This is a genomic window from Treponema sp. OMZ 803, from assembly GCF_024181165.1.
GTDB lineage: Bacteria > Spirochaetota > Spirochaetia > Treponematales > Treponemataceae > Treponema.
The window spans coordinates 2,063,698-2,084,582 of the sequence record NZ_CP051195.1 but is presented as its reverse complement, the minus strand read 5'-3'; the positions used below and the strand labels follow the sequence as shown (position 1 = coordinate 2,084,582).

19 protein-coding genes and 2 tRNA genes are annotated in these 20,885 nt (G+C 46.6%); 19 read left to right on the top strand and 2 right to left on the bottom strand.

The window, feature by feature from the left end; all coding sequences use genetic code 11:
• Window positions 1–19 precede the first annotated feature (19 nt).
• Complete coding sequence (locus ABH09_RS09485; protein ID WP_253714202.1) at window positions 20–682, top strand: hypothetical protein; 663 nt, start codon at window positions 20–22, stop codon at window positions 680–682.
• Here ABH09_RS09485 and ABH09_RS09480 read toward each other — a convergent pair.
• Window positions 664–1,848, bottom strand: coding sequence for a hypothetical protein (locus ABH09_RS09480; protein WP_253714201.1), 1,185 nt, complete (start codon window positions 1,846–1,848; stop codon window positions 664–666). The two genes, ABH09_RS09485 and ABH09_RS09480, sit on opposite strands and share 19 nt — an antisense overlap.
• Window positions 1,849–2,317: 469 nt before the next feature.
• Here ABH09_RS09480 and ABH09_RS09475 point away from each other — a divergent pair, with 469 nt between their 5' ends.
• The 18 genes from ABH09_RS09475 to rpsG all read left to right on the top strand — a co-directional run bounded on the left by ABH09_RS09475 (window position 2,318) and on the right by rpsG (window position 20,036).
• Window positions 2,318–3,100: a sulfite exporter TauE/SafE family protein gene (locus ABH09_RS09475; RefSeq protein WP_253823666.1), complete on the top strand. Its 783-nt coding sequence runs from the start codon at window positions 2,318–2,320 to the stop codon at window positions 3,098–3,100.
• Window positions 3,101–3,112: 12 nt separating this feature from the next.
• Window positions 3,113–4,012: a radical SAM protein gene (locus ABH09_RS09470; RefSeq protein ID WP_253714199.1), complete on the top strand. Its 900-nt coding sequence runs from the start codon at window positions 3,113–3,115 to the stop codon at window positions 4,010–4,012.
• Between the two features lie 143 nt (window positions 4,013–4,155).
• Window positions 4,156–5,196, top strand: coding sequence for a tRNA preQ1(34) S-adenosylmethionine ribosyltransferase-isomerase QueA (gene queA, locus ABH09_RS09465; RefSeq protein ID WP_253714198.1), 1,041 nt, complete (start codon window positions 4,156–4,158; stop codon window positions 5,194–5,196).
• A gap of 164 nt (window positions 5,197–5,360) precedes the next feature.
• Window positions 5,361–5,834 carry an arginine repressor gene (locus ABH09_RS09460; protein WP_162664073.1) on the top strand — a complete coding sequence of 158 codons (474 nt, stop codon included), beginning with the start codon at window positions 5,361–5,363 and terminating at the stop codon, window positions 5,832–5,834.
• A gap of 177 nt (window positions 5,835–6,011) precedes the next feature.
• Window positions 6,012–7,454: a hypothetical protein gene (locus tag ABH09_RS09455; RefSeq protein ID WP_230977670.1), complete on the top strand. Its 1,443-nt coding sequence runs from the start codon at window positions 6,012–6,014 to the stop codon at window positions 7,452–7,454.
• 58 nt (window positions 7,455–7,512) lie between these two features.
• Window positions 7,513–7,585 (top strand) — tRNA-Thr (locus ABH09_RS09450).
• Between the two features lie 24 nt (window positions 7,586–7,609).
• Complete coding sequence (gene rpmG / locus ABH09_RS09445; RefSeq protein WP_162664071.1) at window positions 7,610–7,780, top strand: 50S ribosomal protein L33; 171 nt, start codon at window positions 7,610–7,612, stop codon at window positions 7,778–7,780.
• 45 nt (window positions 7,781–7,825) lie between these two features.
• Window positions 7,826–7,898 (top strand) — tRNA-Trp (locus ABH09_RS09440).
• Window positions 7,899–7,919: 21 nt separating this feature from the next.
• Window positions 7,920–8,099 (top strand): preprotein translocase subunit SecE, encoded by a 180-nt coding sequence (gene secE / locus ABH09_RS09435; RefSeq protein ID WP_162664070.1) that lies wholly within the window; start codon window positions 7,920–7,922, stop codon window positions 8,097–8,099.
• Window positions 8,100–8,108: 9 nt separating this feature from the next.
• Window positions 8,109–8,663, top strand: a complete 555-nt coding sequence (gene nusG, locus ABH09_RS09430; RefSeq protein WP_162664069.1) for a transcription termination/antitermination protein NusG — start codon at window positions 8,109–8,111, stop codon at window positions 8,661–8,663.
• A gap of 104 nt (window positions 8,664–8,767) precedes the next feature.
• Window positions 8,768–9,202, top strand: a complete 435-nt coding sequence (gene rplK, locus ABH09_RS09425) for a 50S ribosomal protein L11 (RefSeq protein ID WP_253715764.1) — start codon at window positions 8,768–8,770, stop codon at window positions 9,200–9,202.
• On the top strand, window positions 9,202–9,882 hold the full coding sequence (gene rplA, locus ABH09_RS09420; protein WP_253714197.1) for a 50S ribosomal protein L1: 681 nt from the start codon (window positions 9,202–9,204) through the stop codon (window positions 9,880–9,882). Before rplK ends, rplA begins: the two co-directional genes overlap by 1 nt.
• A 1-nt stretch (window position 9,883) precedes the next feature.
• Entirely contained in the window at window positions 9,884–10,417 is a 534-nt protein-coding gene (gene rplJ / locus ABH09_RS09415; protein WP_253714196.1) for a 50S ribosomal protein L10, read from the top strand.
• 142 nt (window positions 10,418–10,559) lie between these two features.
• Window positions 10,560–10,949, top strand: coding sequence for a 50S ribosomal protein L7/L12 (gene rplL, locus ABH09_RS09410; protein WP_162664065.1), 390 nt, complete (start codon window positions 10,560–10,562; stop codon window positions 10,947–10,949).
• A gap of 282 nt (window positions 10,950–11,231) precedes the next feature.
• Window positions 11,232–14,729: a DNA-directed RNA polymerase subunit beta gene (rpoB, locus tag ABH09_RS09405; RefSeq protein WP_253715762.1), complete on the top strand. Its 3,498-nt coding sequence runs from the start codon at window positions 11,232–11,234 to the stop codon at window positions 14,727–14,729.
• Between the two features lie 18 nt (window positions 14,730–14,747).
• Window positions 14,748–19,091 carry a DNA-directed RNA polymerase subunit beta' gene (rpoC, locus tag ABH09_RS09400; protein ID WP_162664064.1) on the top strand — a complete coding sequence of 1,448 codons (4,344 nt, stop codon included), beginning with the start codon at window positions 14,748–14,750 and terminating at the stop codon, window positions 19,089–19,091.
• An 87-nt stretch (window positions 19,092–19,178) separates the two neighbouring features.
• Complete coding sequence (gene rpsL, locus ABH09_RS09395) at window positions 19,179–19,553, top strand: 30S ribosomal protein S12 (protein WP_016518396.1); 375 nt, start codon at window positions 19,179–19,181, stop codon at window positions 19,551–19,553.
• A 12-nt stretch (window positions 19,554–19,565) separates the two neighbouring features.
• A complete protein-coding gene (gene rpsG / locus ABH09_RS09390) occupies window positions 19,566–20,036 on the top strand; it encodes a 30S ribosomal protein S7 (protein WP_044013319.1) in 471 nt (156 codons plus the stop codon).
• Between the two features lie 82 nt (window positions 20,037–20,118).
• On the opposite strand, the gene ABH09_RS09385 is transcribed toward rpsG, so the two are convergent.
• Complete coding sequence (locus ABH09_RS09385; protein WP_253714195.1) at window positions 20,119–20,805, bottom strand: class II aldolase/adducin family protein; 687 nt, start codon at window positions 20,803–20,805, stop codon at window positions 20,119–20,121.
• Window positions 20,806–20,885 lie beyond the last annotated feature (80 nt).

Genomic DNA, 20,885 nt, shown 5'->3' with positions numbered 1-20,885 from the left:
AGAAAGGATTTTATTTATAATGCATAAAAAATTATTACCTGTTTTATATCTTTTGTTTTTTTCTTCTGTTCTCTTAGTGGGTATGAGCGCTGATGATGCTTATCCTATTATTGAAAAAACAGTTTCGGCACTGCCGATGCAAAAGAATACCATATATTATACAAGTGATGATGATATACAACTCATACTCGGCACAGCAGCAGATACAGGTATTAACTTGTTTGAACTGATCGATTGTATGTACCGTTATCTTGCCGTGAATAATAAGCGGCTTGAAATTTCGGGAAAAATTCTTCGCAATGCACGAGCCTCATTTAGTTACGGAGGATATCCTGTCGAGCAGCTCTTACCGATAGATACTATAGTGAGCGTACAAGTCGGAGCTTGTTTTACTAAAAATCAAAATCCGCTTGAGCTGGAGCTTAATGCCCCTTACAGCGTTTACATTGAGATTGCAACGGCTGCATACGATACTCGATGCGGTTTTACGAAGCTGCAGCCGCTCAATTTTCTGGAATCTTATGGTATGTATATCAAAAAATGGAACATAACAAAGCAGATACGAAAAATCCATCTGTATGAACCCGGTTTCGGCGCTGTATACGCTCGAGGTTTCTTTAAACCGAAAAAATGGGAACTGAGAGCTATCAGCCGAATTCCTCCTCAGTCCGCTGAACCTTGAGATTTCAGTTCATTATTTTTTTCCTGAAGTCCCAGTTTTATTTCTTCTGCCCGTGCGATATCCCGTTCGGCGGTTTCGATGAGCTTTTCGTACTGCGTAATGCCGTCTTTATACCCGGCAATTGCTTTTTGTAATGTTTCTATTTTATGTACCTCGCCGGCAAGAGCAATTTCGTTTCCGATATATTCGATGTCGATTGCATTTTTTTCCAGCTTTACGCGATACTCCGCAATGGAGTCTAAATACGGTTTAAACAGATCCGGTACGCCGGTAAGGGATTCGCCGGTTCTCATTCCTGCATCGGTATAAAAGATATCGCTATACTGCGAACCTTGCCGTCTCTCGGCTTCTTCAATTTTTTCATCCGTATCTTTTATGGTTTCAGTCAGTGTATTGATTCGTTTCTGGGGGGTATCGATAACACCGCATTCCGCTAGCGTTTCTTCAAGCTTTTTCTGCTCGGCAGTCAACGCTTCCTTTCTGTCTTCCGTCTCATCTTGTTTTGAAACGATTGCTTGGAGGGCAAGATACGCTGCTTCAAGTTGTTCCGGAAAGGAAGCTCCGCGTACCTCTTTTATAACAGTATCGGTGAGGAACTCTTCTCCTGCAGCAATAATTTGCTCGTTCATTTTTTTCTGTAGGCCGGCTAATTTCCCTTTTAACGATAACAGCTGCGGACTCAAGGTCAGCTTTTTAAAAAAGTGTGCATCGTTTTTTTGGCGTTCAAGTTCTTGTTTGTCTTGCTGTACCTTTTCGATAGACTCTTTGAGCGGTCCAATTGATTGTGCAATCTGTGCAATTTGTGGCAGCGGATTATTTTGATAGGTTTGAAAGAACAGCAAAATAAAATCGTTTCGTGCTTTTTGATATGTGCGCTGCCGTTCATTTAACAGTTTGTCGACTTCCTTGGAAAAAGCTTTTAATTCATTTTGCCGCGATTGTGCCGTTTTGATGCTCAAAATAGTATCCGAATCCTTTCGGCGGGACTCTCTCAGTATTTTCCACGCCTCAAAGTCCCGTTCGTCAATGTGAGGTGTCGTTTCTTTACGTTGCAAAACATATTCGAATTGGGTTTCGCCGTATTCTCTGTACAATGAATTAAGCATTGTTTGTAAATCTTCTCGCTCTTTTTTTTTGTCCGCTAAATTTTTCTTCAGATTATCCATACAAAACCGCCTTTGTTCATCCCATGAATATAAGATAAGAGAACACTATCAATATATACGTTTGTTGTAAAAAAGACTATATCATCGGTTCAAACACGCTACTGACTGGACCTCGCCCAAAATGAACATCCGTGTTCATTTTGGGCTGCAAGTTTGTAAACAAACTTGTTTCTGCGTGGAACCAGCGGCATCCATGCCGCTACTGAAAGCCTCCTTCCAACGCTTTTGAAAATAGCCTGTTAAGCAGTTATACCTCCGTGTACAACTGCTTAACGACGAGATTTGTGCATAACACAAATCTCGCTACTGCTTATAACCACGGACATCCGTGTCCGTTCTGAAACTACAAGGCGCGAACAAAAATAAAGCGGAGGCGTACTTGTTGTACGTCGAGCATTTATTTTTGTGAAGCAACGCCGTAGACGGTATGCATATTTTCAAAAGAACAAAAGGATGATAGAATATGACCATGCATTTAAGTATTTGGGCGCTTGTATTTCTGTGGTTCTTCGTTTTTTTGGCGGGTTTTGTTGATTCCGCGGCAGGGGGTGGTGGATTAATCTCGCTGCCTGCGTATCTGTTTGTCGGGCTTCCGCCGCATACGGCAATCGGGTGCAATAAGTTTTCCTCTGCATGCGGTACTACACTTTCTGCAGCGCGTTTTTTTAAAAACGGAGCGGTCGACTGGCAGGTCGCTGCAATTTCCGCAGTCTGTTCATTTGTAGCTTCGTACCTCGGTATAAGAATTGCATTGATGATTAATCAAGAAACGCTTAAAACCGTATTGGTTATCGTCCTCCCGATTGTCGCCGTGCTCCTTTTATTCAAGCGCAACTTCGGTGCGGAAAATCAATCAGCTGATATTCCTAAAAAGAAAGCGTTTATTTTAGCTGCCTGTGCAGGATTGGTGATCGGATTTTATGACGGACTGATCGGACCGGGAACGGGTACCATCGCGATTATCGTTTTTTCTGTAGGGATGAAGTACGACCTTAAAACCGCTTCCGGCAATGCAAAAGTCATGAATCTTGCATCGAATTATGCATCACTCATTGCTGTTATAACCGGCAACAAGGTCATCTATTCCATTGCAATTCCTGCCGCCGTATTCGGCATCATCGGAAACTATATCGGGGCGGGCTTTGCAATAAAAAAAGGCACTGTGTTTATCAAACCGCTGATGATCTGCGTTATCGTGCTGCTATTCGGAAAACTCTTTTACGATGTTTTCGGATCGCTGCTGTTTTCGTAATTGCCGATGAGCATGAAATATTCACTTTACGACCCTTATGATTATCCGCTATACCGTCCGCCGAGCGAGGCCTATTCTTTAATCTTACAGGTAACACTCGGCTGTTCGTATAATCGCTGTGTCTTTTGCGGAATGTATCAGACAAAAAAATTCCGGATTAAGCCGATTGAAACGGTGAAGCAGGAACTTGCGATGTTTGCCGAACACTATCGCCGTGTCGATAAGGTGTTCTTGGCTGACGGCGACGCGTTAACCGCCCCGACGGAATATTTGGTTGAGGTGCTGGATGCGATTGCTGACGTTATTCCGCAGTGCAAACGGGTGTCCTGCTATGCAACTCATCTCAATATCAGACAAAAATCTCCGGAAGAATTGCAGCTGTTGGCCTTAAAGGGATTGACGCTTTTGTATCTCGGTGTGGAAAGCGGCGATGATGAAACGCTCAAGTTTATCCGAAAGGGAACAACGGCGGCTGAGCTTATTAAACTGTCATACAAGGTGAAAGATGCGGGGATGGAGCTGTCGGCCACCTTTATTTTAGGGATTAACGGCGCCGAACGGGATAACACGCAGCATGCGATTAAAACCGGCGAGATTATCTCTAAAATGTATTTGACGTATGCGGGGCTGCTCACCCTGCGGCTTGAGGATGGCAGTTATCTTACCAAAGCCGCCGCCGAAGGAAAATACACAATCGTCGGGATTGAAGAAGTCGTTAAAGAACTAAAGCTGATCTTAGAAAATATCCATGTTGAAGAGATGACCGCTCCGGTGATTTTCCGCTCCAATCACGCCTCCAACTTTTTAACGCTGAAAGGAACGCTGCCACAGGATCGGGACGCAATGCTTGCGCAAGTCAACCGTGTTCTGGAGCGGGGCGTATATCCTGAACACCAAAAATATTATTTATAGAGTCGCAAGCATGGGGCGAACCTACCGACTTCTTTGTAGTATATGTCTCCATTATTCTGCGGGGCTGCAAAAAACAACCCTGATCGGTTACCTTGTCACTGGGGGAGGTTTTCGGGTATAGTATTCGCCGTTTTTGAGGCCTTATGTTTACTAAAGATTTTGATTTTGATCTTCCGAAAGAATTAATTGCGCAGTACCCTTCAGCCGAACGCGGAAATGACCGGCTGCTCGTGTTACATAGACGGACGGGGACGTTAACCGATGCGATGTTTTCCGACTTGTCAAATTTTTTATCGCCTGATTATTTAATGGTGTTTAACAACACAAAGGTGCGCCATGCCCGTTTGTATGCCCATACTGCCAGCGGCGAGGCTGAGTTTTTGTTGATTGAACCGCTCGACGAAGGCTTTGTGTGGAAAACCATCGTAAAGCGTGCCAAGCGGCAGCGGGAGGGGAAGGAGTACACCTTTAACGACGGCACCCGTGCCGTGCTGATTCCACCCCCTTCCCCCAATGCAGCGGAGCCTGATTGCAAATATGTACGCTTTGACCGCTGCATTGATGACCGTTGGCTTGAAGCCAACGGTCATATCCCGCTGCCTCCGTATATCAAGCGCGGCGACACGAATGAAGATGCCGCGCGGTACCAGACCGTGTACGCAAAGAACACCGGATCGGTTGCAGCGCCTACCGCAGGACTCCACTTTACGGAGCCGATTTTACAGGAACTGGATAAGCGGCATATTGCACGAACCGCCGTAACGCTGCATGTCGGGCTCGGTACGTTTTTACCGGTGCGGACTGAAGTGGTCGAAGAACATACAATGCACTCCGAAAAGTTCTTTATTTCCGATGAAACGGCAGAGATGGTTGAAAACGCTCACCGGAGCGGTAAAACCATCCTTGCTGTCGGGACAACTTCGGTGCGGACGCTCGAATCTGCATGGAAGTCCGATGTGCAGCAGCTGAGTCGCGGGATGCAGGCGACCGACATCTTCATTTATCCCGGCTTTCAGTTCGGGCTTACCGGAGCCCTGCTTACCAACTTTCACACGCCGCAGTCGAGCCTCGTTATGTTAGTATCCGCATTTGCCGGCCGCGACAATATCTTTGCCGCTTACCGCCATGCAATAGAAAAAAAATACCGTTTTTTCTCTTACGGCGATGCCATGCTTATACTTTAAGAAAAGCGGCATATATCCGGGGCAATCCGCATTAAAAATATTTTAAGCGGGGGATTCCCTTTCTGTACGGAATTTTATGCAAAATTATGCATATTTTTCCGATATTTTTTATTTTTATTGACTTTTTTGAATATTTATGCACTATTATTCTATAGGTGGCATAAGTGAAACAACGGCTAACAAGATTAAAAACAATCAGAAAATTGATAAAATCATACCCGATTGAATCTCAGGAGATGCTGCTCGGCTATTTGGATCGTGAAGGATTTTCCGTTACGCAGGCAACTTTGTCACGTGATTTAAAGATGCTTAAGGTGAGTAAGGTTTCTAATGGGAAGGGCGATTATGTTTATACAGTGCCGAGTGAAGACCACCCCCATGAAGCGGAACAAGCAGGCATCCAAGATTTTTTGCGCGGGTATATTTCTATAGATTATTCGGGAAATATGGCGGTTATCAAAACATATTCGGGACATACCGAATTAATCTCGATGGCGCTCGAAAATATGGGGTTTGACTCCGTTCTCGGTATTATTGCCGGTCGGGATAACTGTGTGTTTATTTGTTTGAGAGAGGGAGTAAGCGGTGAACAGTTTTTACGTGAGCTGAAAGACCGGATTCCCGAATTGGAAGATTGATAGATGTTTCTAAGAATTCGGTTTGTTTTTAGGGGCGTCGTGATACTGCTTTAAGATATGATGTGGAAATGCCGATACCATAGAAGTATGAAAAGCGCTTGTTTTAGGATGTCTTCTTGTCTAATAGGAAGTATTCTCATATGCATAGTAGGTATAACAACAGCTTTCGGAGCCGATGTGCCCGCACCGAATTCAACGGCGGTAAAAAAAAGTACTGAGAGTAAAGAATCCGTTGTTACGGTAGAAACGGTAGCCGGTAAGGATCTGAAAGCTGTGCGCCTCTATCCCTTGGATCAAATACCGGATTCTGCTGAAATTCGCGAAGCGATTACGGCCTCATGGTTTTCCGCCCCGATTGAAAAAGTCATCAAAAAGGCGCCCGAATTGCATACGGATTCAAAAGGAAATACGTTTACGGTATCGGGGAAGTATGCGGAAGACAGTAGGAATATTTACACTATCTCTATTGTTCCCCATCTTACTGATTACAGTTTCCCGGAGCACAATCTTATACCGCAAGGTACATGGATACTGTACCGAAGGGTTGATACCGGGGCTCCCTTATCGATCAAGATATACCCGCGCGAAAATCCTGCTCTTTCGATTTCTCTCCGACCTGCGAGTCAAAAAGCTTACAGCGGCAAATCGTTTATCGATATATGTCTTTTTAATGCGTATGTGCGAAAGGATATTGCCATAGGCGTCCCTTTTGAAACGCTTTACCATATTTCGCTTTTACGGTTGAAATCCTTGAGTCAAGCAATCATTCCATGGGATTTATTTAATCCGCCACGTGATAACAGCTCTGTTAAAACGATGTCGCGCATAGTCGAAAATCTTCGGTATCACTTAGTACGATTGAAAGACGGTTGCTTTGACCACGACGGGAAACCTGTGCACATCAGTAGCTCGCAACCGCAAACCGAAGCGGAAATAACGGCTTCGATGAATATCGACCAAATCCGTTCTGAAATAATCGGTGGTGTTGATTCGGCCGGCTTTGCAAAGTGGATTATCGATGGGATGATCCGTCCCATTGCAGGGCAGGGGACGGTTATTGAAGCGTTAAAACGTGAGACTGATGCGCCTAAAACACATTTTATAAGGCCGTATCTGGATACCGAAAATGTCTTTTTCGGATTGGATTGGATACGCAATCTTGGTGCTGCCGCTTTAAGCTTGAATTTGAATCGTACCGTTTATCCCGACTCTTCCGGATTGGATGTGAATAGTTGTCCTTTTGCGCTTACCGGCGCGGCGATCCCGATAAATACGAATGCAAAAACCGGATTGCTAAAACAACCTGCTTTTTTGGGGTATCAACGATATGCAGGGTATCAGATATCGTATCTTTTACCGCTTTTATATTATTTTACTCTCGTCGAGCCTGATCATTTTTATCTTGCATGTGTCAGCACGGTGTCTTCAGCTACGGAGCTGAGAATGTATGACAGGGTAGTTGTATTCTTTCCGTATTTTGACGGTTGGGGCGAATTCCACGTTGATATCTATGAGAACAGTGAACGGATACCGATCGCCGAGTTTATCGAAAAAAATAAAGATGCTTATGCCGCTCTTGTACGTGTGCGCGCTCCGGAAGCAGGCCTCTTTAATCCGTAAAATTTTCTCTGAGTCCTTGACACTTTCCCGTTCTTCTGGTATCCTCAGCTGTCATTTTGCTTCTGTAGCTCAGTCGGCAGAGCACAACCATGGTAAGGTTGGGGTCAGCGGTTCGATTCCGCTCGGAAGCTTTTTGTTTTTATAGGAGGTTTGTGATGGCTAAGAAAACATCTGTTGAGCTTATCGCACTGCAATGTACTGAGTGTAAGCGAAAAAATTATACGACCGCAAAGAACCGGAAGAATATTCAGGGTAAGCTTGAGTTAAGCAAATATTGTCCGTTTGATCGTAAACATACCTTACATAAAGAAGCAAAAGTTAAATAAGTATTTGAAGTCCGACCGACCTAATGGCCTGCGGCTTTTAAATAGAGGTCAGTAGCTCTAATGGTAGAGCGTCGGTCTCCAAAACCGAATGTTGAGGGTTCGAGTCCTTCCTGGCCTGTTTCATAAAAAAGGGGTAGATATGTCAAAAATAATTACTTTTGGAAAAGAATGTGTTGCCGAGCTTCGTAAGGTGGTTTGGCCTACGCGTGATGATGTTGTTTCTGCTGTGAAGGTTGTTATTGTTTCTACCATTCTTGTTGCTATTTTTCTTGGTGTTGTCGATACATTCTTTGTCGCTTGTTTGGGTTGGTTCTTTTAAGGAACGGTTATGGCTAAAGAATGGTATATTTTGCATATCTTTTCAGGGTATGAAAAGAGAATAGAGCGTGCAATACGTTCGTTGATAGAGAATGGCGAAATTCCTGCCGGAGTTATCTCTGAGATTAAGATTCCCGAAGAGGAATTGACTGAGGTGAAAGACGGTAAAAAGCGAGTTGTTCGCCGAAAGTTTTTACCCGGTTATATTCTTATTGAAATGGACTTGCCTGCTGTAAACTGGAAGGGGGTTTGTACTCCGATTAGAAGGATACACGGCGTTACCGGATTTTTGGGTGTTGTCGGTGATGCGCGCCCTCAGTCCATTTCTGCGGATGAAGCGAAAAGTGTTTTACAGAAGTCCGGTGAAATCAAAGGTGAAAAAGCTCGGGCGGCTCAGTTGTTTACAGCCGGTCAGCAGGTTAAAATTATAGAGGGGCCTTTTGATACCTTTACCGGCACTGTAGAAGAAGTTATGGCAGATCGCAATAAGCTGCGGGTGATGGTTGCTATATTTGGTAGAACTACTCCCGTTGAAGTGGATATGCTTCAGGTTGAATTGATTTAAGGGATATTTCTTAACACTTAAGCGTTCGACGATGTTTCCGTGTCTTTTTTTGATTTTCATTTTATGGGAGGGAAATGGTTTCCCGTTAGTACCAGAAGGAGATAATTATGGCAAAGAAAAAGGTTACTGCGGTTATTAAATTGCAGTGTCCTGCCGGAAAGGCGACGCCTGCTCCGCCTGTCGGGCCTGCGCTTGGGCCGCATGGCGTAAGCGCTCCCCAGTTTGTGCAACAGTTTAACGACCGCACAAAGTCAATGGAGCAGGGACTGGTTGTTCCGGTTGTTATTACCGTCTATTCGGATAAAAGCTTTACTTTTATCTTGAAGACTCCGCCTGCTGCGGTTCTTATCAGAAAAGCGTGTAATATTCAAAAAGGTTCTTCAAATTCCATAACTCAAAAGGTTGCAACTTTGTCGAAAGCAAAGCTTGAAGAAATTGCAAAAATGAAGATGCCTGATATTACTGCAAATGATCTGGAAGCCGCAAAGAAGATTATTGCAGGGACTGCACGAAGTATGGGTGTGGAGGTTGAGCGCTAATGAAACACGGAAAAAATTACCGCAATGCGTTGAAAAAATACGATAGCGCTGCTCTTTTCTCTATTCCTAGAGCTGTGGAGTTGGTGAAAGAGCTGAAGTTTGCGAAGTTCGATGAGACGGTTGAAGTGCATGTGAGCCTGAAACTTGGTAAAAACCAAAGCGTTCGTGATACCGTTGTTTTACCGCATCAGTTTAGAGGTGAGAAACGGGTATTGGTATTCTGTAAAGAAGATCGCGTAAAAGAAGCTTTGGAGGCCGGTGCTGCGTATGCCGGTGCTGCCGAGTATATCGAAAAGGTTAAAGGCGGTTGGCTTGATTTCGATATTGCCGTTGCTACTCCTGATATGATGAAGGATGTCGGGCGACTTGGTATGGTGCTTGGTCGGAAAGGCTTGATGCCAAACCCCAAGACGGGAACGGTTACCGCTGATATCGGTGCCGCTATCAATGAGCTTAAAAAGGGGCGTGTTGAATTCCGTGCCGATAAAACTGGTGTTGTGCATCTTGCAATCGGTAAGGTTTCGATGGATACGGATAAAATTGCCGAGAATATTACAATCCTTTTAACTGAAATCGGACGAAAAAAGCCCGCTGATGCAAAGGCTGATTTTATTCAGTCGGTTTCCATCAGCTCTACGATGGGGCCGGGAGTCTGGCTTGACTATAAGGTAGGAGAATAAGATGGCACTGCGAGCACATAAACCGCAGCCTGCAAAAACGGCTGCTATCGAAAATATTACGAATGAGTTAAAAGCTGCTTCGTCTTTCATTTTTACGGAATACCGCGGGTTGTCTGTCGAGCAGATTACACAGTTGCGCGCAAAGCTTCGCGAAAATAATTGCACCTACAAAGTTGTGCGCAATAATTTTGCACGCATCGCTTTCGATTCCGTTAATTTGGACGTTAAAGACTATTTGGTCGGTCCTACTGCGGTTGCAATGATGAGCGAAGATGCTAACGCCGCGGCGAAAACATTATTTGAATTTGCAAAAGAAACTCCTGCGTTAGTGGTAAAGGGCGCAGTAGTTGACGGGGAATTCTACGATGCTGCAAAGATTGAAGCATTCTCAAAATTACCCGGCAAAAAAGAGCTTATTGCAATGTTTATGTCTACGGTTAATGCAACGACTGCAAAGTTTGTGCGTACCCTTCAAGCTATCGTTGATAAAGAAGGCAGTGCTTCCGGCTCTGCTCCTGCATCAGCTGAAGCATAACCGGGTATCCCTAAAAATTCGTTGGTTTTTTAGAGATTCCCGATTTTTGAATGCGGCAGTCAGGCTTCATGCGCTGTCTTCCTGTCTGCCGTTACTGCAGCTTGTATAAGCTGTGAAATTTTAATTTATAGGAGAAGATAATATGGCGGCATTAACAAACGAACAAATTATTGAGGCAATCAAAGAGAAAACAATCCTTGAGCTTTCCGAATTGATTAAGTCGATGGAAGAAGTATTCGGCGTAACAGCTGCTGCTCCGGTTGCAGTTGTTGCCGGTGGCGCTGCAGGCGGTGCGGCGGCTGCTGAAGAGCAGACTGAATTTACCGTAACGCTGAAAGGTTTGACAGATCCCAGCAAGAAAATCGGCGTAATCAAAGAGGTTAGAAACGTTATTGCCGGTCTCGGTCTTAAAGAGGCAAAAGAACTTGTAGAAGGCGCTCCGAAAGTATTGAAGGAGAATGTTTCTAAAGAAGAAGCTCAGAAGATTAAAGAGGCTATGACAGCTGCCGGTGCAGAGATTACGATTGCTTAATTCTTTTAATATGAGCCGGTTGTGCTATGCAACCGGCTATTGTTTGATTCTCTGATTTTTTCTCAAACACTATGTTAAGCTTCCTCGTGAATAGGGGAGGCTTTTGTAGTTTAAACAGGTAAAAATATGGTAGTAAAAATAAAAAGCTGCTTAAAAAGTCTGTTTTAAAAAATGGGTCGATTGTAAGACGGTTGTATACTATGTGCTGTGCAGTACGTTGTGCTCATTCTAAGTTTTGATAGAGACGCGGAACTGCTCGGGCGAGAGAAGGGGGATAACGGGATGCCTGTGCGGAAAACGGTTAATCGCCAATATATCGGAAAAAATATCCAAAATTTTATGGAGCTGCCTAATTTAATTGACATTCAGCTCGCATCGTATGAAAAATTTTTGCGCCGCGGAACACACCAAAGCGGGAATACTTCGGAGGAAGTCGGTTTGGAGGATGTGTTTCGGACAACCTTCCCGATCGAAAGCCCGAATGGCGATATGACGTTGGAGTATCAATCGTATACGCTTGATGAAAATGATATTAAATTCAGCGAATACGAGTGCAAGCAGAAAGGCTTGACTTATGCCATTCCGTTAAAGGCTCAGATAGATTTGGTATTTAACCAAACCGGTGAAATCCGCCGTAAGAGCATCTATATGGGTGATATTCCGTTGATGACCGAACGCGGTACTTTTATCATCAACGGTGCCGAGCGCGTCGTCGTATCTCAAATACACCGCTCTCCGGGCGTTATTTTTTCTCATGATAAAGGCGTCTATTCAAGCAGGATTATTCCCTATCGTGGAAGCTGGCTTGAATTCGAAATTGACCAGAAAAAAGATCTGATTTATGCAAAGCTCGATAAGAAAAAACGTATCTTAGGAACCCTGTTTTTACGGGCACTGGGATATGAAACCCGCGAACAGATTATCGACTTTTTCTATAAAACCGAAGTGTTGCCGATTGCGGAAGGGGCAACGGAATACGATAAGCTGGTAGGTCGTGTGCTTGCCAAGCGGGTTACCGTGACCGACGAATCCGGAGAACGGACACTCTATCAAGCCGGTGAAAAAATACATCCGCACGTTGTCGATGAGCTTCGGCAAAATCATATTGCCGAAGTTACCGTTATCGATTTCAAAAAAGAGGGCAGCCTTGATTCCCCCGTTATCATCAACTGCTTTGAACGGGAGGAAATCCGTTTTGCCGATACTGCAAAAGGGCAGGAGCCGACGAAGGAAGAGGCGCTGTCTGTTGTTTACGCCGCTTTAAAGCCCGGCGATCCTATGACAGTAGAAGCTGCCGAGAAAGATTTGACCTCGATGTTTTTCTCTCCTCGTCGATATGATCTCGGACGTGTGGGGCGGTACAAACTGAATAAAAAATTTGATTACGAGCATTCCGTTGAAGAATGTACGCTTATCCTCGACGATATTGTAAATACGATGAAGTATCTCATTCAGGTTTACATCGGAGACGCTTCAATCGATGATATCGACCACCTCGGTAACAGACGTGTCCGCTCCGTCGGTGAGCTGATGACCAATACGCTTAAAACCGCGTTCCTCCGTATGGAGCGGATTGCGCGCGAGCGGATGGGGTCAAAAGAAATTGAAACGATTAAGCCGCAAGAGCTTATTTCCATAAAGCCTATCGTGGCAACCATTAAAGAATTTTTCGGGGCAAGTCAGCTTTCACAGTTTATGGATCAGGTTAATCCGCTCGCGGAGCTTACCCATAAACGCCGTCTGAACGCATTAGGCCCCGGCGGTCTTTCTCGCGATCGCGCCGGTTTTGAAGTCCGCGACGTTCACTACACCCATTACGGACGGATGTGCCCGATTGAAACACCGGAAGGTCCGAATATCGGTCTTATCGTATCGATGGCAAGCTACGCGCATGTCAATGACTACGGCTTTTTGGAAGCACCGTATGTCAAGGTTGTCAACGGTGTTGCAACCCGAGAGGTTGAATACCTTTCGGCGATGGACGAAGATAAATATTACATTGCACAGGTGTCCACTGCAGTGCAGAGCGATGGCACGATTACAGCAGAACAGATTGCATGTCGCCATCAGGGAGACTACACGACGCGTAATTCAAAAGAAGTACAGTACATGGACGTGTCGCCCAAACAGATTATTTCCGTGTCTGCATCGCTCATTCCCTTCCTTGAGCATGACGACGCAAACCGTGCGCTCATGGGTTCAAACATGCAGCGGCAGGGTGTACCGCTCGTATTCCCCGAACCGCCTCGTGTCGGTACCGGTATGGAAGGTAAGTGCGCGTATGATTCGGGTGTGTTAGTCAAAGCAAAGCGGAGCGGTACGGTTACGTTCGTTTCCTCCGAGAAGATTTCCATTGAATCGGACGCGCCGGAAGGAACGGAGGAAAAGGTTCGCGACTATACGCTGCTGAAATATCAGCGTACCAATCAGGATACCTGCTATCATCAGCGACCGATCGTTGCCGTTGGACAGCATGTAGAAGTCGGTGATGTTATTGCCGACGGGCCTGCAACCTATCAGGGAGAGCTCGCACTCGGCCGCAATATTCTGGTTGGCTTTGTGCCGTGGAACGGGTATAACTACGAAGACGCTATTTTGATTTCCCGTCGCGTGCTGAAAGAAGATATGTTCACGTCGGTGCATATTAAAGAGTTTACGACGGAAGTCCGTGAGACCAAACTCGGTTCGGAGCGGATTACCAGCGATATTCCCAATAAGTCTGAAAAAAGCCTCGATAACCTTGATGCGGAAGGTATTATCCGCATCGGTGCGCAAGTCCGCTCCGGCGATATATTAATCGGAAAGATTACGCCTAAAAACGAGTCGGAGACGACACCTGAGTTTAAGCTGCTTAATTCGATATTCGGTGAGAAGGCAAAGGATGTTCGCGACTCCTCATTGCGCGTACCGCACGGTGTTGAAGGTACGGTTATCGATGTACAGCGCTTGAAGCGTTCTCAGGGTGATGATCTTAATCCGGGTGTTGATGAGTTTATCAAAGTTCTCATCGCGACAAAACGTAAGTTGCGCGAGGGTGATAAGATGGCCGGCCGCCACGGAAACAAGGGTATCGTTGCCCGCATTTTGCCGGAAGAAGACATGCCGTATATGGAAGACGGTACGCCGCTCGATATCTGCTTAAATCCGCTCGGTGTTCCGTCTCGTATGAATATCGGTCAGATTTTGGAGTCGGAACTCGGCCTCGCGGGCTTGCGCCTTGACGAATGGTACGAAGCGCCCGTATTCCAGTCGCCGACCAATGAGCAAATCGAGAAGAAACTGGTTGAAGCGGGTATCCCCGCCAACTCAAAGGTAAAGCTGCGTGACGGACGAACCGGTATGCCCTTCCAGAACGACGTATTTGTCGGAGTTATTTATTTTATGAAGCTCGCTCACCTTGTTGACGACAAGATGCATGCCCGATCCACCGGCCCGTATTCGTTGGTAACTCAGCAGCCGCTCGGCGGTAAGGCTCAGTTCGGCGGTCAGCGCTTGGGAGAAATGGAAGTGTGGGCGCTTGAAGCCTACGGCGCGGCCAATACGCTGCAGGAGCTTTTAACCATTAAGTCGGACGATATGCACGGACGTTCCAAGATATATGAGTCTATCGTGAAGGGACAGGCCGCCACTGCCGCCGGAATTCCCGAATCGTTTAACGTATTGGTACAGGAATTGCGCGGTTTGGCGTTGGACTTCACAATTTACGATGAAAAAGGAAAGCAAATCCCGCTGACCGAGCGTGATGAAGAATTAATCACCGAAAACAGCTCCAAGTTTTAATTGAGATGAGGATGGGCTATGAGAGATATACAAGATTTCGACAATATTATGATTAAATTAGCTTCGCCCGAAGCGATCCGCGCGTGGTCGTACGGCGAAGTAAAGAAACCCGAAACAATTAACTACCGTACCCTGCGTCCTGAGCGGGAAGGGCTTTTCTGCGAGCGTATTTTCGGTACTACAAAAGAATGGGAATGCTATTGCGGTAAGTTTAAATCAATCCGCTACAAGGGCGTTATCTGCGACCGCTGCGGTGTCGAGGTTACTCATTTTAAAGTACGCCGCGAGCGTATGGGGCATATCGAATTGGCAGCACCTGTTTCTCATATCTGGTACTATCGGTCGGTGCCGAGCCGAATGGGGCTTTTGCTGGACTTACCGGTTGCGGCGCTCCGTTCGGTGTTGTATTACGAAAAGTACATCGTTATTGAGCCGGGTGGAACGGATTTAAAGAAAAATCAGCTGTTAAACGAAGACGAATATCGCGATGCTCAGGAACGGTACGGCGGAGCCTTTACCGCAAATATGGGAGCGGAAGCCGTTAAAACCTTATTAAGCAACTTAAATCTGGATGAGCTCGCTGCTCAGCTCAGAATGAAGATGATAGAAAAGGGTGCAAAAAGCGATAAGCGGCTTTTAAAGCGCATCGAAATTGTCGAGCATTTTAGAACGTCAAACAATAAGCCCGAATGGATGATCCTTGACGTTATTCCGGTTATTCCGCCCGATTTGCGCCCGATGGTACAGTTGGACGGCGGACGCTTTGCAACCTCGGATTTAAACGATTTGTACCGCCGCGTTATTCATCGGAACAGCCGTTTAACTCGCTTGATGAGCTTAAAAGCACCCGATATCATTATCCGCAACGAAAAGCGGATGCTGCAAGAAGCGGTAGATGCTTTGTTCGATAATTCGAAGCGGAAGCGTGTCATTAAAGGTTCGTCAAACCGCCCGCTTAAATCCATCTCGGATATGCTCAAAGGCAAGCAAGGGCGCTTCCGCCAGAACCTGCTCGGTAAGCGCGTTGACTATTCGGGACGTTCGGTTATCGTCGTCGGGCCCGAATTAAAGCTGTGGCAGTGCGGCTTGCCCACCAAGATGGCAATGGAGCTTTTCAAGCCGTTCATTATGAAAAAGCTCGTGCAAAAAGAAATCGTTTCCAATATCAAGAAAGCAAAGATTATGGTTGAGCAGGAGGCCGCTCCGGTTTTTGCCATTCTCGATGAGGTTATCAGCGAACATCCTGTTATGCTGAACCGTGCACCGACCTTGCACCGGCTCGGTATTCAGGCCTTTGAACCGGTTCTTGTTGAAGGGAAGGCTATTAAGCTGCACCCGCTCGTTTGTAAACCCTTCAACGCGGACTTTGACGGTGACCAGATGGCTATTCACGTACCGCTTACACAGGCGGCGCAGATGGAATGTTGGACGCTGATGCTTTCAAGCAGAAACTTGCTCGACCCTGCAAACGGAAAGACAATCGTATATCCGTCACAGGATATGGTTCTCGGTTTGTACTATTTAACCAAGCAGCGTTCATTAAAGGAAGGTCAGCATGTTCGCCGGTATTCTTCAGTTGCCGAGGTGATGATGGCCGCAGAGGCCGGTTCCATCGGTTGGCAGGAACTGATAAAGATTAAGTACCGCGGTGAAGAGGTTGAAACGACGCCCGGCCGCCTCGCCTTTAACGAAGAGATGCCGGAAGGAGTTCCGTTTGTCAATACCGCTCTGGATGATAAGCAAATCCGCAAGCTGATTGAAACCGTGTACCGCACGAAGGGAACATGGGTTACCGTCCAGATGCTCGATAAGCTCAAATCCGTCGGGTATTACTATGCGACTTTCTTCGGCGCGACGTTGAGTATGGACGATATCATTATCCCTGCGGAAAAATCGGCTATGCTTGAAAAAGCAAACAGCGAAGTTCTTTCTATATATAATCAGTATCGCGGCGGTCATATTACGCAGGAAGAGCGGTATAACAGGGTTGTTGAAGTGTGGTCAAAGACAAACGAAGAGTTGACCACGATAATGATGGATACGCTCGCAAAGGATCAGGACGGCTTCAACACAATTTATATGATGGCCACCTCCGGTGCTCGTGGTAGCCGTAACCAGATTCGTCAGCTTGCCGGTATGCGAGGTCTTATGGCTAAGCCGAGCGGCGATATTATCGAGTTACCCATCCGTTCGAACTTCAAAGAAGGTTTGAACGTTATCGAATTCTTTATTTCTACGAACGGCGCCCGAAAGGGTCTTGCCGATACCGCGTTGAAGACTGCTGATGCCGGTTATCTAACACGTCGTCTTGTCGATATTGCACAGGATGTTGTTGTCAATGAAGAAGATTGCGGCACCATCAACGGTATTGAATACTCGGCGGTAAAATCCGGAGACGAGGTTATTGAATCTTTGAGCGAACGGATTGTCGGTAAGTATACGCTCGAGCGGGTTGAGCACCCGATTTCGCATGAGCTCTTAATTGATGTAAACGAATATATCACCGATGAGATTGCTGCGAAGATCGAAGAAGCAGGCGTCCAGACCGTTAAGCTCCGCACGGTATTAACCTGCGAGTCCAAACACGGCGTTTGTGTCAAGTGCTATGGCCGCAACCTTGCCCGCAATAAGATTGTCGAAATCGGCGAGGCGGTCGGTATCATCGCCGCACAGTCCATCGGTCAGCCGGGTACTCAGCTCACGATGCGTACCTTCCACGTCGGAGGTACGGCAAGCAGCACGACCGAAGAGAATCATATCACCTTTAAATATCCCGTCATCATCAAGGATATTTTGGGAACATCCATTCCGCTGGATGACGGCAATCTCTTGTTTACCCGGCGCGGTACGCTTCTGTTTGAGAAGGTACTTAAAGAGTATACGCTTGCGGCAGGGGATTCCGTTGCGGTGGAAACGGGTGTTCGCATTCTGCGCGACGACGTGCTGTATACCGCTGCGGATGGCACGGTTATAAAGAGCCCGCTGAACGCTTTTGCTTATTTGAAGGGTTCGACGTTGTATTTGACGGCGCCCGAACAGAAGACCGAAATCAGAAACGGTTCTACCGTTGTTATTAAAAAGGGTGATTACGTCCCGGCTACCTCGATTGTTGCAACCTTCGATCCGTATAATGAACCGATTCTTGCGGAACAGGACGGATTTGTCCGGTTTGAGGATATTATCCCCGGTTCGACCCTCGAAGAAGAAGTCAACGATGAAACCGGCGTCGTGGAACGCCATATTTCCGAATTAAAATCGGATATGACCTTACAGCCCCGTGTATTTATTTCTGATGAATCCGGTAATGCGCTCGGTTTCTATTATCTACCGGACGGCGCTCAGCTGATGGTCGAAGAAGATACGCAGATTAAGGCCGGTACCGTTATCGCAAAACTTGCAAAAGCCGCTGCGAGAACGCAGGATATTACCGGCGGTCTTCCCCGTGTTTCGGAACTCTTTGAAGCTCGCCGTCCCAAAGTGCCTGCAGTACTGGCTCAGGTCGCCGGTACCGTTTCGTTTAAAGGCTTGCTGAAAGGTAAGCGCATCGTTATTGTGCGCGACCATTACGGCAAGGATTATAAGCACTTGGTTCCGATGTCTAAGCGACTGCTTGTCCGAGACGGCGACACGGTTGAAGCGGGTGAGCGGCTATGCGACGGTAACCTTGATCCGCATGATATTCTTGCAATCTTGGGTGAAAATGCACTTCAGAATTATCTGATGAATGAGATCCGTGACGTTTACCGAATGCAGGGCGTTTCCATCAACGATAAGCACATCGGCGTTATTGTCCGCCAGATGCTCCGTAAGATTGAGGTGGTTTCCGTCGGCGATACCCGCTTTATCTACGGTCAGCAGGTTGATAAGTATCAGTTCCATGCGGAAAATAAGCGCGTTACCGCGGAAGGCGGTCAGCCGGCTATCGCTCGTCCGATGTTCCAAGGTATTACCAAAGCGGCATTGAATATCGACTCATTCATCTCGGCTGCTTCGTTCCAGGAGACGACAAAGGTTTTGACGAATGCCGCTATTGCCGGAAAAACCGACGAACTACGCGGCTTAAAGGAAAACGTTATTATCGGACATCTTATTCCCGCCGGTACCGGTATGCCGCAGTATCGTTCGGTTAAGCTCTTTGATAAGAACATGAGCGACTTGGACGAGCAGGTCAATGAAATTCTCGAGCGGCGCAGACGCGAGCTGGAAGAAGCGGCAGCTGCCGAAGCCGAAGCGGAGATGGATGAAGAAGATTTTGATACGGATGACGATCTCGGCTATGATGATACGGAGTCCGTCGAAACTTCTTATGATGAAGAGCCTCGTGAAGAACCTGCAGGAGATGCTGGGGATTTTGAGGATTGACAGTCTGCATATAGTGCATTAAAATAAACAGCTGTTGTTATAACTTAATCCGTAGTGCTGGCGGAGAGATATAAGGAGTTAGGGCAAATGCCTACAATTAATCAATTGATAAAGCAGGGGCGTAAAGCGGTCGTCTCGCGAACCAAGAGCCCTGCATTGCAGTCATGCCCGCAGAAGCGCGGTGTATGCACCCGTGTAATGACGGTTACGCCGAAAAAGCCGAATTCCGCATTGCGGAAGGTTGCCCGTGTGCGTTTGAGCAACGGTATCGAAGTAACTGCCTACATTCCGGGTATTGGACATAACTTACAGGAACACTCCGTTGTGTTAATCCGCGGCGGCCGTGTTAAGGATTTACCGGGTGTGCGATATCACATCATCCGTGGAACAAAGGATACGCTCGGGGTTGCCGATCGTAAGCGCGGCCGTTCAAAGTACGGCGCGAAGAAGCCCAAGGCGTAAGGGAGGTTTATTATGGGACGAAAAAAGAAGACTATCAATAGACCGATTGCGCCGGATGCACGCTATAACAGCGTCGTGCTTTCAAAGTTTATTGCTCGTATGATGCTTGACGGAAAAAAATCCGTTACAACGGCTATTTTGTATGACAGCTTTGATGTAATTAAATCGAAGACCGGCGAGGATCCGCTTACCGTATTTACCAAAGCACTTGAAAACGTTAAGCCGCTTGTCGAGGTAAAATCTCGCCGCGTTGGTGGCGCCACCTATCAGGTACCGATCGAAATCCGCGAATCCCGCCGCGAGGCGCTCGGAATGCGTTGGATTATCGGCGCTGCCCGCAGCCGGAACGGTCATGCAATGTCCGAACGTTTGGCTGCCGAGGTCATTGACGCCTACAACAATACCGGTACCGCCTTCAAAAAGAAGGAAGATACCCACCGTATGGCGGAAGCGAACAAAGCCTTTGCGCACTACCGCTGGTAGTTTTATATCTGCCGGTACCGATCGTTATCGGTAATGCAGCAGAGAGCGAAAAGCCTTGAAACAATATGTTTCAAGGCTTTTTTTATTCATCTTTCCGATAATGCTTGTATCCGGGGTGTTTACCCCATACCTTATAGTCGGCGCGCATACGGCAGAGGCGGTCTATGTTTTCGCGAGAAATTTCTTTTTCACCGCCGAGGATATGGGCGTAGATACTGATTTTTGCCGAAAGCTCCAGGGTCTCCATTCGGTAATATGCGGTTAAAAGCTCACGGCCGAGGGCAAGCGCGCCGTGGTTTTCGAGAAGAAGCACGTCGTGTTCGGGTAAATACGGAGCAATCGCTTCGGGAACTTCGTCGGTTGACGGCGTTCCATAAGGGGTAAGCGGTACCGAACCGATGGTAATAACCGATTCAATGGTTGTATAGCGATCCAGCGGTAGGTGCGCGACTGCAAAGGCCGTTGCGGCAGGCGGATGCGCATGGACTACAGCGCCGACATCATCGCGATCTTGATAGCAGCGTAAGTGCATTCTAATTTCCGATGAGGGCTTATAACCGGAAGCTCCTTCGATAATTTCGCAATTCTTGGTAATGATCAGCAGTTTTTCAGGAGTGATGAGGCTTTTGCTGATACCTGTCGGCGTTACCAAAAAATTCCCATCTTCTAACTTGGCCGATACATTTCCGTCATTTGACGCTACCCAGCCGAGCTGCCACATTTTATGGCAGATGTCGCACATCTGATCTTTAATCTCTGAAATATTCATAGCGTTCAGTATACTGCGGAATGCTCTTCTGTCAATTTAAAATGGCTAAAACTATAGAAATTTTTTGACAAAACCTTCGC

What these genes read in the sequence shown, in the direction of transcription:
- ABH09_RS09480 (WP_253714201.1), bottom strand. Translation starts at nt 1,848, where the DNA reads ATGGATAATCTGAAGAAAAATTTAGCGGACAAAAAAAAAGAGCGAGAA.
- ABH09_RS09470 (WP_253714199.1), top strand. Translation starts at nt 3,113, where the DNA reads ATGAAATATTCACTTTACGACCCTTATGATTATCCGCTATACCGTCCG.
- ABH09_RS09475 (WP_253823666.1), top strand. Translation starts at nt 2,318, where the DNA reads ATGCATTTAAGTATTTGGGCGCTTGTATTTCTGTGGTTCTTCGTTTTT.
- secE (WP_162664070.1), top strand. Translation starts at nt 7,920, where the DNA reads ATGTCAAAAATAATTACTTTTGGAAAAGAATGTGTTGCCGAGCTTCGT.
- rplA (WP_253714197.1), top strand. Translation starts at nt 9,202, where the DNA reads ATGAAACACGGAAAAAATTACCGCAATGCGTTGAAAAAATACGATAGC.
- ABH09_RS09385 (WP_253714195.1), bottom strand. Translation starts at nt 20,805, where the DNA reads ATGAATATTTCAGAGATTAAAGATCAGATGTGCGACATCTGCCATAAA.
- rpmG (WP_162664071.1), top strand. Translation starts at nt 7,610, where the DNA reads ATGGCTAAGAAAACATCTGTTGAGCTTATCGCACTGCAATGTACTGAG.
- rpsG (WP_044013319.1), top strand. Translation starts at nt 19,566, where the DNA reads ATGGGACGAAAAAAGAAGACTATCAATAGACCGATTGCGCCGGATGCA.
- rplL (WP_162664065.1), top strand. Translation starts at nt 10,560, where the DNA reads ATGGCGGCATTAACAAACGAACAAATTATTGAGGCAATCAAAGAGAAA.
- ABH09_RS09485 (WP_253714202.1), top strand. Translation starts at nt 20, where the DNA reads ATGCATAAAAAATTATTACCTGTTTTATATCTTTTGTTTTTTTCTTCT.
- queA (WP_253714198.1), top strand. Translation starts at nt 4,156, where the DNA reads ATGTTTACTAAAGATTTTGATTTTGATCTTCCGAAAGAATTAATTGCG.
- nusG (WP_162664069.1), top strand. Translation starts at nt 8,109, where the DNA reads ATGGCTAAAGAATGGTATATTTTGCATATCTTTTCAGGGTATGAAAAG.
- rpoB (WP_253715762.1), top strand. Translation starts at nt 11,232, where the DNA reads ATGCCTGTGCGGAAAACGGTTAATCGCCAATATATCGGAAAAAATATC.
- rpsL (WP_016518396.1), top strand. Translation starts at nt 19,179, where the DNA reads ATGCCTACAATTAATCAATTGATAAAGCAGGGGCGTAAAGCGGTCGTC.
- rplJ (WP_253714196.1), top strand. Translation starts at nt 9,884, where the DNA reads ATGGCACTGCGAGCACATAAACCGCAGCCTGCAAAAACGGCTGCTATC.
- rpoC (WP_162664064.1), top strand. Translation starts at nt 14,748, where the DNA reads ATGAGAGATATACAAGATTTCGACAATATTATGATTAAATTAGCTTCG.